Raw genomic sequence first — 16364 nt, 5'->3', positions numbered from 1 at the left:
CCGGACGCGCGGGGCGGGACTGTCGAGGGAGCCGGGGCTGCCGGACGGTCAGCCGATCCGGGCACCCGTCGCCGAGAGCGCCTCGGTGACCGGCTGGAAGAAGGTCTGGCCTCCCGAGGTGCAGTCGCCGCTGCCCCCGGAGGTGAGGCCGATCGCGCTGCCGCCGTCGAAGAGCGCGCCGCCGCTGTCGCCGGGCTCGGCACAGACGTCGGTCTGGATGAGACCGCTGACCGTGCCCTCGGAGTAGTTCACGGTGGCATCCAGACCGGTGACCGTGCCGGAGTGGACCTGGGTCGTCGAGCCGCTGCGGGTCACCTTCTCGCCGACGGTCGCGTCGGCCGCCTTGGTGATTGCCTGCGGGGAGCCGTTGTAGAGGTCGACGGCGCTCGGATGGTCGACGTCCGCGGTGTACTTGACCAGGCCGAAGTCATTGCCCGGGAAGCTGGACTGCGCGTTCTCGCCGATCTTCTTGCCGCTGGAGTCCGACCAGCTGCTGATCGCGTGGGTGCAGTGTCCGGCGGTCAGGAAGTACGGCTGGCCGTCCTTGACCACGTTGAAGCCGAGCGAGCAGCGCCCGCCCGAGCCGGTGATGGCGTCGCCGCCCGCGATGAAGGGCTTGAACGTGCCCTGCGAACGCCTGAGTTCGGCCTTCCCGCCGAGCCCGTCGACCACCTGGGAGAGCCGCGCCCACGCCGCCTTGGACACGGTCCGGTCGGCCGTGACGACGACCTTGTTGGTCCTGGGGTCGGTCGCCCAGGAGGTGCCCGGGAGCGTCGCGTCCTTCCGGAGGGTGGTGCGGGCGCCCGCGAGTTCGGTCAGCGAGTTCTGGACGAGTCTCGCCCTGGCGCCCGCCGCCTGGACGGTCTTCGCGGCCGTCTCGTCCAGCACATTGACGACGAGCTGACTGGTCTTCGCGTCGTAATACGTTCCGGCCGCGTCGGCACCCAGGTCCTCGCCGAGCGTCGAGGCGAGCTTTCCGGCCGCGACCACCGAGAGGGTGTGGGGCGTTCCGGCCGTCGAGGTCTCGCTGGCGTTCGCATTCTGGAAGGTAACGCCCGCGGCGATCAGCGCGGCGGCGCCCGCGCCGGCCAGGGCGGCCCGCCGCCGGGTTATGCGTCGATGCTTCAACTCACGTCCTCCTGTGGGGGGTCGGCCGTGGGGACTGTGGGGGCCACACCGCGACCGGAAGGCGTAGGGGCACGGAGGCGGCGTACCACAGAAGCCACGCCCGGGCCCACCGTGCGGCGCCCACTATTCCGAGGCTCACAGGGAGCACACAAGGTCGACTTCAGGACGCGCACACGCCAACAGCCGTGCGCCCCCCGCCCGCTGACCCTTCCCTGATCCCTCCCGCCTGGATTCCCACTGCAAATGCCATGCGGGGGTTAACCCTGTGCGGCCCACGAGGTCTAGTCCTGTCCGGATTTCGCGCTTCGGACGCGGGTTCCGGAAGCGAAAGAGAGAACGAGAGTTGCTTCCGCACCGATTGCACACACAAGGTACACACAAGGGAGCCCCCGCACCCAAGAGGCTCTTGGGTGCGGGGGCTCCCCTGCCGCGGATCGGGTCGTACGGGGACGCCGGTGGGGCGGGATCAGTAGACGTGGACCCCGTAGGCGCTGAGGGCCTCCGTCACCGGCTGGAAGAAGGTCGTACCGCCGGAGGTGCAGTCACCGCTGCCGCCGGAGGTGAGACCGTAGGCGACACCGCCGTTGGAGTACAGCGGGCCGCCGGAGTCGCCGGGCTCGGCGCAGACCGTGGTCTGGATGAGGCCGTAGACGATGTCGCCGGAGCCGTAGTTGACCGTCGCGTTGAGAGCGGTGACGCGGCCGCTGTGGATGCCGGTCGTGGAGCCGCGGCGGTAGACGGTGGTGCCGACGGAGGGCGTGGCCGCGCTGGTGATGTCCACGCTGCCCACGGTGCCCGACTTGCTCACCGAGCTGTTGGTGTAGCGCACGATGCCGTAGTCGTTGCCGGGGAAGCTGGAACCGGCCGTGGTGCCGAGCGTGGTCGAGTGCGAGGAGTTCGACCACCAGGTGCCCGCGCCGTCGGTGCAGTGCCCGGCGGTCAGGAAGTAGTAGTTCCCGCTGGAGTCCTGGACGTTGAAGCCGAGCGAGCAGCGCCAGCTACTCGCATAGATGGCGTCGCCGCCGGAGATCAGCTTGTTGAACCTGCCCGGGGTGTGCTTGATGGTGAGGGCACCGGCGTTGCCGGCGGCCTCCTTCTTGATCTTCGCGATCTCGGCCTGGGAGACCGTGCTGTCGACGGTGACGACGACGCGGTTGGCCGCGGGGTCGACGGCCCAGGCGGTGCCCGGGACATCCGCCTTGAGCACCGAGTCACTGGCCTTGCCGAGCTGGTTCGCGCTGAAGGTGTGGGCGTCGCTCGCGTTCGCGCTGGGGACGGCGAACGCGGCAGCGGCCACGAGTCCGGCGGCCACGGCGATCAGCCGGGTCCGTCTCGCGATGCCGCTCGTGGGGTTGGTGCGCCTGATCCTCACTTGTCGTTCCCTCCAAGGGAAGTCGGGGGCCCACGTGGGGGATGGGGCCCGTGAGGCGCAGCCGGGAGCCGACTCGTCCGGATTCCGAATATGCCGTGCTCCTGACAAGCGCTGAGGGGGAGTATTCGGCCGTGTGGCCGATCGACGCAAGGGCGCCTTTCGGCCGTACAGCCTTCAACTGCCCTGTCACTCGCGGAGGGTGACGGAGCCTCTGCGGGCCTTCGCTACAGCAGGACGCGCTCCCCCGCCTCGATCGCGATGCCCAGTGTGTTGCCCGGCGGGGGGAAGGGGCAGATGAAGTGGTCCGCGAAGGCGCACGGCGGCAGGAGGGAGCGGTTGAAGTCCACCGTCGTACGCCCCTCGGCATCGGGCGCCGGCGGCCGCAGGAACCGGAAGCGGTAGCTGCTGTCCCCGCTGGTGGCGTCGGCGAAGACGGCCCACAGCGAGCCGTCGCCCTCGACCGAGACCTGGAGGGTGAGGTCCTGCCCGTCGAGCGTGAAGGCCAGGACACCGCCGAGCGCGAGGCCACGGTGCTGCCCGTCGGCGTTCTCGACGCGTACGGTGCGGTGCTCTCCGTACGGGGTGAAGTGCCCCTCGACCGACCAGCGCGGATCGTGGGGTGTGGCGTCGATGCCCTGGAAGGCCCGGCGTGCGGGAGCGTCGGGGTCGTAGTCGCGCAGACCCCAGACACCTTCGCGGACGAGGACGACCAGGCGGCGCCCGCCCGCCGCGACACGGGCCGCGGTGACGGGACCGGGATCGGCGCCGAGACGGATCTCACCGGTGAAGGGCTCTCCGTCGACGGTCAGTCCGTCGTCCGCGGCGGCCGTCAGCACCACCCCCTCCTCGTCGGCCGCCCAGCTCCCGGGGATGGCCGGAAGTAGACCGTCCGGATAGTCCTCCAGCCAGTAGGTGCCGGTCAGCGCGAGCGGCCCGTAGGGCGCCGACACCTGCTCGGTACGGTGCTCGTGCCACCGCTTCCACTCGTCGGATGCGTCCGTCGTCATGTGATCAACCCTTTCACAGCGGATCCGTCGGGCCGGGGTGCGAAATCGACGGCCGCGTCCGTACGGACGAACCCGTCCGTCTCCGCGACGACGGCCCCGGGAGCGCCGATGCGGTACCCGGCTCGCACCCGGCTCATGACGCTCCCCCTGTCATGACGTGCCGGGTGGTGGGCCGGGAAAGGCCCAGATGCTCCCTGAGCGTGCTGCCCGGGTAGAAGGTGCGGAACCGGCCGCGGTGCTGAAGCAGCGCGACCGTGCCGTTGACGAGCCGTTCCAGGTCACGGCGCGGCTCGGCGGGCGTGAGGTGGAAGCCGTCGACGACTCCCGTGTCGTGCCAGGCGGCGATCAGCTCGGCCAGGTCGACGGGGCCCCCGCGGTACAGCGGCCGGGCTCCCCTCCCGGCCTCCCCGAGGTCACGATCGTGCCCGAACCGGAAGGTTCCCCAGCCCGACTCGGCCGCGCACTCGCCGTCGCCGAGGTCCACGGTCAGCGCCGCGAGGACGCGCAGGCTCCCGGCCTCCCGGCCCGATTCCCGTACCGCGTCCCGGAGTTCGGCGCGGACGGTCGCGGCCTGCGCGAGACTCCCCACGCTGACCAGCGCCACATCGGCGTGGCGGCCGGCGATCCTGCGGCCGTGGGGGTCGGTGGCGTCGACGACACGGACGGGGTGCCCCTGCGGGGGGCCCTCCTCCCGGCGCTCCCGGGGCCGGGGCGGAGGCCCCTGTCGGGCGGGCACGGCCGGGTACTCGGGGGATGTGCCGGCTGACCCGCCCGCCGGCCGCCACTGCCAGCCCGCCCGGCCGTGGCTGAGCCGGTCGAGGGTCGCGATGCCCGCCGGGACGCGGCATGGATCGACGGGACCGGCCGCCACGGTCGGCACGAGGCCGATTCGGCTGGTGACGGGTGCTGCGCGGGCCAGTACGGCGAGGGCGTCGGGGGTGTCCTGGGCAGAGCGGGGCACGTTGGGGCCGGATCCCGCGAAGCCGTCGTCGAACGCATCGGGACCGGACCCCGCGAAGCCGTCGTCGAACGCATCGGAACCGGACCCCGCGAAGCCGTCGTCGAACGCATCGGAACCGGACCCCGCGAAGCCCGCGTCGAGCGTCACGAAGTCGAGTGCGCCGCGTTCCGCGAGCCGCGCCAGCTCCACGGGGGTGTCGGCGTCGTGAGCCGGCCGCGGGTCGACGGCTGCGGCCAGGTGCAGCAGCCCCCGGCCGTGCGATGAGGTCATCGGAGGGGAACCTTTCCAGGGGCGGGCCCGACGCGCGGGCCCGTCTCGGCAGTCGTGGGGGGTGTGCAAGGACCGCGTCAGGCCGCCGCGCGGCAGGGCATCTCGCGCAGGAAGGACAGCGCGGCCCGCGCGGCGGCGTCGTTCTGCCGAAACGCCGGTCCTCCCGTGCGGGGCCTGGTGAACGCGCCGGCGCCCCGGGCGTCGGTGTGCGGGCCCAGCGCGAAACGGCGCGGATGCGGCAGGCCCGAGCGGTCCAGGAGGCGTCCGTCCACGGGGTCCACGGCGAGCAGCCCCTCGTCGGTGGTGAGGGCACCGTCCGCGTACAGCGCCCTCAGCAGCCGGTCGCGGGTGCGCTCACCCGCGGGGTGCGGCAGCCGTGCCTCGACGAGCGCGCGGGCCTCGACCGCCACGCCGGGCACGGTGGCGCTCGTCGCCCGGAAGACCCCCTCCTCGGCGGTGACGGTCATGTCGGCGCCGAGGAAGCGGAGGACGCCCGCACGCGACAGCGCGAGCATCTGCCGCAGCCGCGGTCCCGGCGGCCCGGACGCCAGAAAGCTGAAGAAGCCGTGCCACCAGGGCCCGATGTCCCCGAGGCGCACCAGATGCCCGTAGACCGACAGCAGTCCGAGGAAGACCGCCAGGTCGGCGCTGTACGCCGGGTCGTGACGCCGGGCCAGGTCCGCCTCGATGTAGGTGCGCAGCCCCTCCTGGAGCGCGGCGTGCGACGGATACCGCACCCCGTCCAGCGGGCGGTCGAGCGTGGTGAGGTCGAGCCGGTCGGCCGGGTCGGGAACAGCGGCGGCCACCAGCGCGGGCAGCGATGCCGGGTCGGCGACGGCGTACTTCTCCTCGAAGTCCGCCCAGGCCACCGCGGTGCGCTCGGGGTGAGCGGCGAACAGCCGGTGGTAGTGGGCGAAGCCCAGCTCCTTCTCGATCAGCGGCCACACGTCCCGCCGGAAGTCGAAGCCGTCCGGGCGCGCGAGCAGGGCGTCGATCTCGGCGGGCCCGAAGAACCGGGGCAGCGGCGGCCGTTCGCCCGTCCAGTCGTAGCCGATCTTGGAGTGGTACGGGACGCCGCGCCGGGAGCCCACGTACAGGACCGGCTCCCGTCCGGACGGAACATAGGCGTCCCCCTCGTAGCGGCCGCCGCGCCCCTCGGTCAGCAGCACCATGAGGTCGACGAAGGCGAGTCCGAAGCCGCGGACCAGGACGGGCTCGCCGGCCCTCAGCGGGGACAGGTCGCTGTCGGCCGTGAAGTCGGGCGGCAGATGGACCAGTCCGTGAGCGCGGGCATACGCGGCCAAGGCGCTCTGCTCGTCGTCGAGTTCCGCGTCGAGGTGGCCGAGGGTGAGCACGACGAGATCGGCGAGGAGCGGCTCGGTCCGTCCCTGGAGCCAGACCCGCTGCCGGCCGTCGTGAGGGCCGTCGACCCGGACGGCGAGCCGGGGGTGGTGGTGGACGCGGATGCCCGCTGGCAGGGCGGCGACGGCCTGCTCGTACACCCAGCGCAAGTACGCGCCCTGCCGCAGGCGTCCGGCGAAGACGCGTCCGTCGATGCCCGCCCACTCGTGCAGGGTCGGGCCCGTGCGCACCGGGCCCTCCATGGCCACCGTCTCGTCGGTGAACATGGTCACGTCCTCGGCATGCGAGTTCATCCACAGCAGGGGCGACTGCGCCTCGCGCCAGATGCGTCCGGCGCCGGGCGGATGCGGGTCCACCAGGTGCACGTCCAGCTCCGCACCGGCGCACAGCTCGGGTGCGTTGGCGGCGATCCGCTCCAGCAGGCCGGTGCCCCGCGGTCCGGCACCCACGATCACCAGCGAACGGCGTGCGGTGCTCATCGGGTGCGCTCCGCGCCGCGGGCGTAGTCCTTCTCCCCATGGCGCCGGCCGACGCTGAGCACCGAGGTGACGAGGACGCACCGAAGGGTGGCCGCCCTCGGAAGCGGCATCACCCGGAAGATGCGGTGGTGGAGGAGCTGCGCCGAGTGGAGCAGGACCTGTACGGCGATGACGCTGACGTTGACGATGGACGTGCCGTTGAGCGCGAAGCCGAGCGTCATCGGGACGGTGCGCGGGAGTGCGGCCTCTTCGGCGGCCGCCACCGGTTCGGCGAGGGTGTCGGAAGACATGTGAAGGCTCCGTGATGCGTCGGATCGAACACGGGTGGTGCCTTCACACGAGTGCTGCACGGCCGAGCCCCTCAGCAGGGCCGTGCCCCGAGAGTACGGGGGCGTTTCCCCTCACTGTCAAGGCTGTCCATACTGTGAGCCGTGCGTCTCAAGGCGGTTGACGCGGAATCGGATGCCTGTTCCACTTGGCACATGCGTCCACAGCAGCGGCTGGTCACCCGCTCCCACATCGACTTCGGTCGCGTGTGGTCCTGCTCCTGTTGAGCCGACCCCGCTGCTCCCCCTGATCCAGAGATCCAGGGCGCCTCACGCGTTCTCCCCATGCCTTCACACGCGTTTCCCCTCCCCTCCCCTCCCTGCGTTTCGCGATTCCCGCATTTCCCCGTGCGTCCTGCGTCCTCGTATCTCCCCGCGCGTTCTCGTACGTCTCGTACGTCCCCGCGCGCCCTCGTACGTCTCGTACGTCCCCGCGCGTTCTCGTGCGGCCTCGTACGTCCCCGTGCCCTTGCGTTCGGCCGCTTCGGCTGTCAGGAGATCAGCTCCGGCGACGCCGGCGGCTTCGCCCGGAGCGAGGCCCGGGCAGCGGTGAAGAACGGCGAGGGGGGACGACGGACTCGGCGATCCCGAATTCACGCATCTCCCCGGCCGGAGCTGAGGAATTGACGTGCAAGCCGCGTCCTTCGTGCGGGCCGGGGCGTCATGCGAGGGCGGCCGGGTCGGCGTCCTCACGCTCCAGCCCGTCGAGCGCACCGACCCGACGGCGCACCGGGTTCCGCTCACGACGTCCGGCGCCGGACCGCAGCTCGGCGGTGTCGCGGCACAGCACCGCCTGCTGGACCGCGAGGTCGTAGGCGACGCGCTGCACCCGGTCGAACGCCTCGGCCACCTGGCGCACCTCCGGCGCGGCCCGGCCGGGCACGGCGAGCGGCGCGGGCGGCGGCGTCCGGCCCGGGCCGCCGTGCCGCACGGCGACGAGCGTCAGCGGCAGCCGGGTGCCGGACATCTCCCGCGCCTGCGCGGCGACGGCGTCAAGCGGTGTGGACACGGAGCGTACGCAGTCGAGGGCGAGGTGACCGAGTGTGGCGACCGTCCCGAGGGCGAACAGCGTGAACAACAGCAGTCCGTGGCGGGCCGCGCCTTCGAGTGCGGCGGCGCGGTCCTCGATGTCCCGCCCGAGCGAGATCTGCACCGAGCGCAGGCCGTTGAGGGTGGAGGCCATGGACTCCCACCGGGTCACGGGCACAAGGGTGCGCGAGCCGAGCCGGCCGCCGCCGCGCACCGCGGTGCCCTCGTAGGCGAGCGCGCGTACGGCGTCCGGAGTGCCGAGCGCCGCGTCCAGCCGGCGCCGCTGGTCCACGGTGGCCGAGCGCCCGAAGCTCTCCAGGGCGGCGAGCCTGCCCGCGCGGAGTTGGAGGAAGCGAAGGTAGTCGTCGGAGCGGAACCGTCCTGCGGGCATCGCGCCGAGCACGAGGGCGTGCTCCTCGGCGGTGAACTCCTTGACGCCGCCGAGGATTCGGAGCGCTTGGCAGGCGGCGCGCAGTCGGCCGTCGCGCACATCGTCGAGGCCGAGGCCGAGCCGGTCGAGGACGATGATGGGGGCGGTGAAGCCGTCGAAGGCCTCCTCGACCGTCGCGGTGCCGTCGTCAGTGTGGCGGCGGATCGCCACGAGTGCGTCGAGCCGCCTCAGGGACACGCGCACGGCGGCGGCTACCGTGTCGTCACGCCCCCTCAGCGCCGCCTCCAGCCGGGCGCGGGCGGTGTCCGTGGCCCTGCGCCGGGCGGGGAGCCCGTCGCGGAACTGCCGTACGCCGCCGAGGTGTCCGAGGGTCAGCCCCCGCTCCTTCTGCAGTGCGTGGACCAGCGTCTGGAGCGTGACGGAGAGCCGGGCGTTCGCAGCGGTGACGGCCGCGTTGCGGTACGCCGAGAACTGCTCCGCGGCGGCCGCACCCAGCAGGGCGAGCAGCACGGCCAGGGCGAGGACGAGGATCCTCAGAAGCCTGGCACGGATGGTGACGTGCACGGACCTGCCTTGGGTAGGGGCCGGGTCGAGGAGGCCGGGTCGTGGAAGTAGCCGGAAAGGGTCCCGCGACTGACCAACGACCCCGTGCCACACCGGTCACCACATCATGTGCTTGTTTTACGGAGCGGAAACAGTATTTCCTCAGTTTCGTCAGCAGCAGCCACAGCCGCAGCCCAGCCGCAGCACAGCCACAGCCACACCCGCACCCGCGCCCGTCGGAGCAGCAGTCGCACCGGTCGCACCCGCTACAGCAGTCGCCGCAGCACTGACACCAGTCGCAGCAGTTGTGCGCATGCCGCGCACCGGGCAGGGCCCGGCGGTGCGCAGCCCCCATCGGTCCGTCGGCTGAGCCGCCGTCAGAATCGAGACCGGCGACCGTCGTAGTTCGTGACGAGGCGTGCGAACCGGCCGTGGTCTGCGCGCAAGGCGAGACACACCCCGCGCAGACGCGCCATCCAGGGCCTCCCGAGACCCTCCTCGAGCCGGTGCCGGCGGGGCCGGACGATTCCGAACACGACGCTCCCCCGTCTCTCGTGCGTCGTTGAGCCGTGGCAGCTCATCTGCCCCTTCGTTCACCCGTACGCACGACTCGTCACCCATACGCCTTCGCAAATAATATTTCACTCACAGTCAGCAGTGGTTTGCATCAGGGCCCTTGGGACACGCGGGCTCTCGACGGATTGGCTGTGCACCAGTACCGTCACGAAACCCCCGTGCGGCGTCTATCCCCTTGGCGCCACATCCGCATCATGGACGACCATGGAGTTGCGGAAGGCTTGAAGGACCGCTTGGGAAGGAGGCGTCCATGGGATCGGTACGCAAGGCGAGTGCCTGGCTTGGCCTCGTCGACGACAACGATGACGAGCGTTACTACGACGACGACTACGCCGAGGGCCAGGACCACGGCGATGCCTGGGTGACCGACCCGCGCGTCCAGGTCGCGTCCGACACGGCCGAGGAGAAGGGCCGCCGGATCGGCACGGTGACCCCGGACAGCTTCCGGGACGCCCGGGCCATCGGCGAGCTCTTCCGGGAGGGCGTCCCGGTCATCATGAACCTCACCAACATGGAGCCCGGCGACGCCAAGCGCGTGGTGGACTTCGCGGCCGGTCTGATCTTCGGCCTGCGCGGGTCGATCGACCGGGTCTCGAACCGTGTCTTCCTGCTGACCCCCGCGGACACGGAGATCATCAGCGGCGACGCCGCGAGCCGTCAGCAGGACGGCTTCTTCAACCAGAGCTGAGGCAGGGCCGTCCACCGGCCCTGCCCGCTTCGGGCCGGCTCACCGGAAGGCGTCGAGCCCGGTGAGCGCCTTGCCCAGCACGAGCTGGTGCATCTCGACGGTGCCCTCGTAGGTGAGCACGGACTCCAGGTTGGTGGCGTGCCGCATCACGGGGTACTCCAGGGAGATCCCGTTGGCGCCGAGGATCGTCCGCGCGGTACGGCAGATCTCGATGGCCTCACGTACGTTGTTGAGCTTGCCGAAGCTGATCTGTTCGGGGCGCAGTCGTCCCGCGTCCATCCGCCGCCCCAGATGGTGGGCGAGCAGAATCCCCTTGTGCAGTTCGACCGCCATGTCGGCGAGCTTGGCCTGCGTGAGCTGGAACCCGCCGATGGGCCGGCCGAACTGCTCCCTGCTCCTCGCGTAGTCGACGGCGGTCTCGAAGCACGAGCGGGCCGCCCCCATCGCGCCCCACACGATGCCGTATCGGGCGTGGGAGAGACAGCCGAGCGGTCCCTTGAGGCCGACCACACCGGGCAGCACGGCGTCGGCGGGCAGACGCACGTCGTCGAGGACGAGTTCACTGGTGACCGAGGCCCGCAGGGACCACTTGTGCCTGATCTCGGGGGCGGAGAAGCCGGGGGTGCCGGCGGGGACCACGAATCCGCGGATTCCCTCGTCGGTGCGCGCCCACACGATGGCGACCCCGGCGACCGACCCGTTGGTGATCCACATCTTGCGGCCGTTGAGGACCCAGTCGGAGCCGTCGCGCTTGGCGTAGGTGCGCATCGAGGCGGGGTCGGAGCCGTGGTCGGGCTCGGTGAGCCCGAAGCACCCGATGACCTTGCCGGCGGCCATGCGGGGCAGCCACTGCTGCTTCTGCTCCTCGCTGCCGAACCGGTGCACGGCGTACATGGCGAGGGAGCCCTGGACCGAGACGAGGGACCGGATCCCGGAGTCGGCGGCCTCCAGTTCCAGGCAGGCGAGGCCGTACTGCACGGCGCTGGCCCCCGCGCAGCCGTAGCCGCTCAGCGACATGCCGAGCGCGCCCAGCGAGCCGAGTTCGCGGGCGAGTTCCCGGATCTCGGGCAGCTCGCCCTGCTCGTACCACTCGGCGACGTAGGGCAGTACGCGCTCCCCCGCCCAGGTCCGCACCGTGTCGCGGACGGCCAGGTCCTCGGCGTCCAGCAGGTCGTCGATGCCCAGCGGGTCGGCCGGGTCGAAGGGCGGCAACGTCGGCGACGGGGTCATGGGGCAGCCTCCGTGACACTCAAAAACTAGCAGCGCTAATCAGGACTGGACGGGCCGACGGTACGACGCGCCGGGCCGCGCGTCCAGTACCGGACGCCGCGCTGCGCGTTCGCCGGGCCCGGACCGCCCGCGGTCCCGCACGCGCCGCCGGCCGGGCGAACACCCCGGTCACGCCGAGACGCGGGAGTCCTCGGTCTTCCGCGGTGCCGGTACGGCGGGCTCGCCCTCCGTGACCGGCGGCGGGCAGTGCATGACGCGCGGCAGTCGCAGCGCCATCAACGCGCCCAGCACCAGCAGGCCGGCACTGACCAGGAGCGTCACATGCAGACCGTGGACGAAGGAGTCGCGCGCCGCGTGGCGCAGGGCCGTGCCCCGTACGCCGCCGAGGCGGCCCGCCACCTCGTACGCCTCGCCGAGCGAGTGGCCGGCGGCCCTGGTCGCCGACGCCGGAACCCCCGGCACCGACGACAGGCCGGGCGTGTACGCCGCGTTCATCACGCTGCCCAGCAGCGCGATCCCGATACCGGCGCCCAGCTGGTACGACGTCTCGCCGATCGCCGCGGCCCCCCCGGACTGCGCCTGCGGCGCCTCGCTCAGCATCGACTCGTACGCGCCGAACAGGGTCGTCTCCAGCCCGAATCCGAGCAGGACGAAACCGAAGAGGAGCAGGCCCGGGTTGTCGTGGCCGCCCATCAGGGTGAGGGTGAGCACGGCAACGGCCGTCAGGCAGAAGCCGGAGGCCACCGTCCGGCGGGGGCCGAAGCGCTGGAGCAGCGGCGAGCCGGCCAGGCCGGCCGCCATCGCCGCGAACGTCAACGGCAGCAGCCGCAGTCCCGTCTGAAGCGGCGACAGACGCAGCACGAGCTGGAGATACTGCGCCGCGATCAGTTCGAGGCCGACCAGCGCCAGCATCGCCAGCACGATGCATCCGACCGAGGTGCCGAAAGCCGGGCGGGCGAACATCCGCAGATCCACCAGCGGGTGCGCGCGGCGCCGCTGCCGCCGTACGAAGGCGACCAACAGCGCCGCGCCCGCCAGCAGCGGCAGCAGGGTGCAGGGGCCGAACGGCGACTGCCCGGCGCCGAGCCGCTTCACGGCGAACACCACGGCGAAGAGGCCGACCGCCGCCATGAGCGCGCCGAGCACGTCCCAGGGGCCCTCGCCGTCGCCCTTCGACTCCGGCAGCAGCAGCCGCCCGACCGGCAGGCTGACCAGCATCAGCGGGATGTTGATCAGAAAGACGGAGCCCCACCAGAAGTGTTCGAGGAGGAATCCGCCCAGCAGCGGCCCGACCGCCGCGCCCACCGCGGCGACCGCGCTCCAGATGCCGATCGCCAGCGCCCGCTCGCGCCGGTCGGGGAAGACCTGGCGCAGGATGGACAGAGTCGCGGGCATGATCATCGCGCCGCCCACGCCGAGCAGCGCCCGTGCCGCGATCAGCACCTGGGCGTCGTGGGCGAGGGCCGCCGCCCCGGAGGCGATGCCGAACAGGCCGTATCCGAGCAGCAGGACGCGTCGGCGGCCGACGCGGTCGCCCAGCGTGCCGAAGAGGATCAGCAGCGAGGCGCAGACGAGCGGGTAGGTGTCGACGATCCAGAGCAGTTCCATAGCACCGGGCTTGAGATCCGCGGTGACGGCGGGCATCGCGACGTGCAGCACGGTGGCGTCGACGGCGACGAGCAGCAGGCTCACGCAGAGGACGACGAGGACGACCCATCGGCTCGCGCCCGCCCCGGCCGCCCGGCGGCGCGACGCGGCGCCGGCCGTGGTCGTCCCGGACATGTAGGTACCTCCCAGATGATCCCTCGCTCCAGCGGATCCGCGGGGTGGGGACGCCCCGCGACCGTGCCGGGAGAGCGGTTCCCGGGGGACGCAACGAAGCGAGCGAATCGCCAGCGTACGCGAGTTCCCCGAGCCGTCGCGTGGTGGACGTCTCACGCTGCCCTGGGAGAAGGTGTGGCGTACGCCACCTCTCCCGCGGTACACCACGTGACACGCGCGGTTCCGGTTCCCGCCTCCCCTGATAATCGGGCGGATGAACGATCCTGCCCGGCGTGCGACGCCGTCCCCCGCCGGCGCACTGCGCCGGGCCGCTCCCGCCCTCCTGGGATACGCGGCCGTCCGTGCCGTGGGCCTCGTCACGCTGGCCCTGTGGAGCGCGGAGCGCGGCACGAGCCCGCACAGGCTGCTGACCGCGCGCTGGGACTCGCTCTGGTACACCAGGGTCGCCGCCCTCGGCTATGGCTACGAGGTCCGCCTCCCGAACGGCGATGTGCATTCGAACCTGGCGTTCTTCCCGCTGCTGCCCTGGCTGGAGCGGCTCGGCGCGGCGCTGACCCCGCTGTCGTACGCCGATGCGGGCCTGGCCGTCGCCGCGCTCGCCTCGCTCGCCGCCGCCTGGGGGATCTTCGCCGTCGCGGCTCACGTGTACGACCGCCGGACGGGTGTCTGCCTGGTGCTGCTGTGGGCGGTGCTGCCGATCGGGATCGTGCAGTCGATGGCATACAGCGAGTCCCTCTTCACCGCGCTCGCCGCCTGGTCGCTGTACGCGGTCCTCACCCGCCGCTGGGTGACCGCGGGGGTGCTCGCCTCGCTCGCGGGTCTGACCCGGCCGGTGGGCGTGGCCGTGGTCGCGGCGGTGTGGGCGGCGGCGGTCATCTCGTTCGTGGACGACCGGCGCACGCCCCCGGCGGACGGCGTCCCGCGGGTGCGCCGAGTACTCGGCATGCTGATCGCCCCGCTCGGCGCCACCGGTTACGTTCTGTGGGTCGGCCACCGCACAGGCCGGGGCCCGCTCGGTTACCTCGACGTCCAGGCGGGGTGGCGCAACGGATTCGACGGCGGTTATGCCTTCGCCCGTTTCATCGCGGCCAAGTTCACCTCCTTCCCCTCCGCCCTCGCCGGAGCGGGACTGATCGTCGGGGTGGCGTTGATCGTCTGGCTGTACGTGGTGGGCGTGCGGCAGCGCCAGCCGCTGCCGTTGCTCGTGTACACGGGTGTGGTCGCCGTACTCGCCCTGTGCGCGTCCAGCTACTTCGGCTCGAAACCGCGTCTGCTGCTGCCCGCTTTCCCCCTGTTGCTCCCCCTCGCCCGGGCGCTGGCCCGGGTGGGTCCGGCCAGGTCCGCCGTGGTGTTCGGCGGTGTCGCGCTGGCGTCGGCCGCGTACGGAGCGTTCTGGCTGAACGGCTCCGGTCCGCCGTGATCCACTCCGTTCCGCACGGTGAGCGGCCGGGTAATTCCACCCCAGCATTCGGTGAACGAATAGATAAGGGCCATATAACCAAGGTCCTGGCCGATCAATGGAATTGAAGGACCAGCGGCACGCCGATAACAGAATCCGTAGAAATACCCCCCCTGTTGAGAGGAATCCCACATCACATCGTCATCACAAACCCGGTGATTCGGCCGGGCCCGCAGCTCACTCGCTGTAACGTCGATTGAGTGCGTACCGAACGAAAGCTGAGCCGTCTGGACCGGGTCTTCGCCCGGTTGGACCGTGAGCCTGAACGACCGGCCCACATTGACGTGCCACGGATGAGCCGGCACCGAGTGGTTCTCTTCTCGGCGACCCTGGCCTTCTACGCGGCGATCGTGTGGGCCGTCGTCGTCTCCTCCTGGCTGGTCCGGCTCGACTGGCAGGTCATGTTCTTCCGGCCCTACCAGCAGTGGCCGCAGATCCACGCGTTCCTCGACTACTACGTGGTGCTGGGCCAGCGCGGCCCCACCGCGGTGATGGTCGCGTCCTGGCTGGGCTGGCGCTCCTGGCGGCAGCACACACTGCGTCCACTGCTCTCGCTCGGCGCCGCGCTGCTCCTGCTGAACATCACGGTGGGCGCCGCCAAGTACGGAATGGGCCGCCTCGGTCCGCACTACGCGACCGTCATCGGATCGAACGAGATGTGGCGCGGCGGCGATATATTCCCCAGCGGCCACACCGCGAACGCGGTGGTGACCTGGGGCATCCTGGCCTATCTGGCCTCGACGCCGCGGGCCAGGCGCTGGTTGTCCGCGCTCTCCGCGGTGACCTCGCTGGGCGTCGGTCTGACCACGGTCTACCTCGGTACGCACTGGCTGAGCGATGTGCTCCTCGGCTGGGCGGCGGGACTGCTGATCCTGCTGGCGCTGCCCTGGTTCGAACCGCTGATCGCCCGCGCGGAGACGGCCATCCTCGATCTGCGGGACCGCCGGCGCGCCGGCCGTGCCGTCCCGGCGCCCGCACCGGCCCCCGTGGCCGCGCCCCCGCGCGGCGCCACTGTCCGCCCGGCCATGGGCGGGGAGGCACCGGCCCGGGGCCCGGTGGCCGCCGCCCGTGCGGCCCGGCCGCCGGTCCATCTGGCCCCCGGACCGCACACCGCCCGCGGGGAGCGCACCCCCGTCACCCCGGCGGGCAGTCGCCGGCCGCCGCACTTGGACCGGGTGCCGCGCGGCACCGCCCCGGCCCGGCCGCTCGCGGGCGGCTGAACACGCCCGGCGGGGACCGGTACGCACACCCTCCCCGCACCACGAAGGCCCCGGCTCGCAGCGAGTCGGGGCCTTCGGCTGTCAGCCCTTCCAGCAGCGTCTGACCCTGCCGTCGGCGACCTCGAAGTTCAGCCGTCCCGCGCGGTACTCCATGGTGATGATCGTGCCCGGCGGCAGGGAGCGGACCGTGCTCCAGCCGCGCTCACGGGCGAGCCGCTCGGCCCGGTGCGCCTCCATGCCTGCGTATGCCTCCGGGGAGTCCTCGGGTTCGGCGTCCGGAGTGGGAATGGGTGCCATGCCGCCACGTTAGGCCGCGGGCCCCCGTCAGGGAAGTGCGTACCGCCGGCCCCAGCAACCACTCGTCCCCCTCCGGTCACGCTTCTGTCACAGAATCACGACACCCGTTTCGCCCCGGAGCCGTCACACGTACGAGGGGTTCCGCATGCGCCACGCACCACTTCGAACGCAATTCGGATCCGGTTCGCGCACGCTCGGAAGGGGTGCGTAATAACCCCGCGGAAAGCGTGGTCCGCAGTTCGCT

At 71.9% G+C, this 16364-nt stretch carries 13 protein-coding genes and 1 pseudogene; 3 read left to right on the top strand and 11 right to left on the bottom strand.

Going from position 1 to position 16364, the window contains the following annotated elements:
• Positions 1–48: 48 nt before the first annotated feature.
• The 8 genes and pseudogenes from ACIP94_RS21415 to ACIP94_RS21380 form a co-directional block, all read right to left on the bottom strand.
• On the bottom strand, positions 49–1128 hold the full coding sequence (locus ACIP94_RS21415; protein WP_402427707.1) for a S1 family peptidase: 1080 nt from the start codon (positions 1126–1128) through the stop codon (positions 49–51).
• A gap of 466 nt (positions 1129–1594) precedes the next feature.
• Positions 1595–2500, bottom strand: coding sequence for a S1 family peptidase (locus ACIP94_RS21410; RefSeq protein ID WP_402427704.1), 906 nt, complete (start codon positions 2498–2500; stop codon positions 1595–1597).
• 224 nt (positions 2501–2724) lie between these two features.
• A complete protein-coding gene (locus ACIP94_RS21405; RefSeq protein ID WP_402427702.1) occupies positions 2725–3507 on the bottom strand; it encodes a DUF1684 domain-containing protein in 783 nt (260 codons plus the stop codon).
• Positions 3508–3640: 133 nt separating this feature from the next.
• Entirely contained in the window at positions 3641–4738 is a 1098-nt protein-coding gene (locus ACIP94_RS21400; protein WP_402427699.1) for an LLM class flavin-dependent oxidoreductase, read from the bottom strand.
• Between the two features lie 77 nt (positions 4739–4815).
• Positions 4816–6579: an FAD/NAD(P)-binding protein gene (locus tag ACIP94_RS21395; RefSeq protein ID WP_402427696.1), complete on the bottom strand. Its 1764-nt coding sequence runs from the start codon at positions 6577–6579 to the stop codon at positions 4816–4818.
• Positions 6576–6869, bottom strand: coding sequence for a hypothetical protein (locus ACIP94_RS21390; protein WP_402427694.1), 294 nt, complete (start codon positions 6867–6869; stop codon positions 6576–6578). The genes ACIP94_RS21395 and ACIP94_RS21390 overlap by 4 nt, the downstream gene beginning before the upstream one ends.
• A gap of 697 nt (positions 6870–7566) precedes the next feature.
• Positions 7567–8889, bottom strand: a complete 1323-nt coding sequence (locus tag ACIP94_RS21385) for a nitrate- and nitrite sensing domain-containing protein (RefSeq protein WP_402427691.1) — start codon at positions 8887–8889, stop codon at positions 7567–7569.
• 222 nt (positions 8890–9111) lie between these two features.
• Positions 9112–9404: pseudogene (locus tag ACIP94_RS21380) on the bottom strand (hypothetical protein); the annotation flags it as partial.
• 290 nt (positions 9405–9694) lie between these two features.
• Here ACIP94_RS21380 and ACIP94_RS21375 point away from each other — a divergent pair.
• On the top strand, positions 9695–10132 hold the full coding sequence (locus ACIP94_RS21375) for a cell division protein SepF (RefSeq protein WP_402427688.1): 438 nt from the start codon (positions 9695–9697) through the stop codon (positions 10130–10132).
• 39 nt (positions 10133–10171) lie between these two features.
• Here ACIP94_RS21375 and ACIP94_RS21370 read toward each other — a convergent pair whose 3' ends face one another.
• Both ACIP94_RS21370 and ACIP94_RS21365 read right to left on the bottom strand, forming a co-directional pair.
• Complete coding sequence (locus tag ACIP94_RS21370; RefSeq protein ID WP_402427685.1) at positions 10172–11362, bottom strand: acyl-CoA dehydrogenase family protein; 1191 nt, start codon at positions 11360–11362, stop codon at positions 10172–10174.
• Between the two features lie 168 nt (positions 11363–11530).
• On the bottom strand, positions 11531–13144 hold the full coding sequence (locus tag ACIP94_RS21365; RefSeq protein ID WP_402427682.1) for an MFS transporter: 1614 nt from the start codon (positions 13142–13144) through the stop codon (positions 11531–11533).
• A 253-nt stretch (positions 13145–13397) separates the two neighbouring features.
• Between ACIP94_RS21365 and ACIP94_RS21360 the strand changes: the two genes are divergently transcribed.
• Complete coding sequence (locus tag ACIP94_RS21360; RefSeq protein WP_402427680.1) at positions 13398–14564, top strand: glycosyltransferase family 39 protein; 1167 nt, start codon at positions 13398–13400, stop codon at positions 14562–14564.
• Positions 14565–14803: 239 nt separating this feature from the next.
• Entirely contained in the window at positions 14804–15823 is a 1020-nt protein-coding gene (locus ACIP94_RS21355) for a phosphatase PAP2 family protein (protein WP_402427677.1), read from the top strand.
• Positions 15824–15904: 81 nt separating this feature from the next.
• On the opposite strand, the gene ACIP94_RS21350 is transcribed toward ACIP94_RS21355, so the two are convergent.
• Positions 15905–16120, bottom strand: coding sequence for an I78 family peptidase inhibitor (locus tag ACIP94_RS21350; protein WP_402427675.1), 216 nt, complete (start codon positions 16118–16120; stop codon positions 15905–15907).
• Positions 16121–16364: the final 244 nt, after the last annotated feature.

The sequence above is a fragment of the Streptomyces sp. NPDC093261 genome, assembly GCF_044753645.1.
Taxonomy (GTDB): Bacteria; Actinomycetota; Actinomycetes; order Streptomycetales; family Streptomycetaceae; genus Streptomyces.
This window is presented reverse-complemented; position numbering and strand designations above follow the sequence as displayed.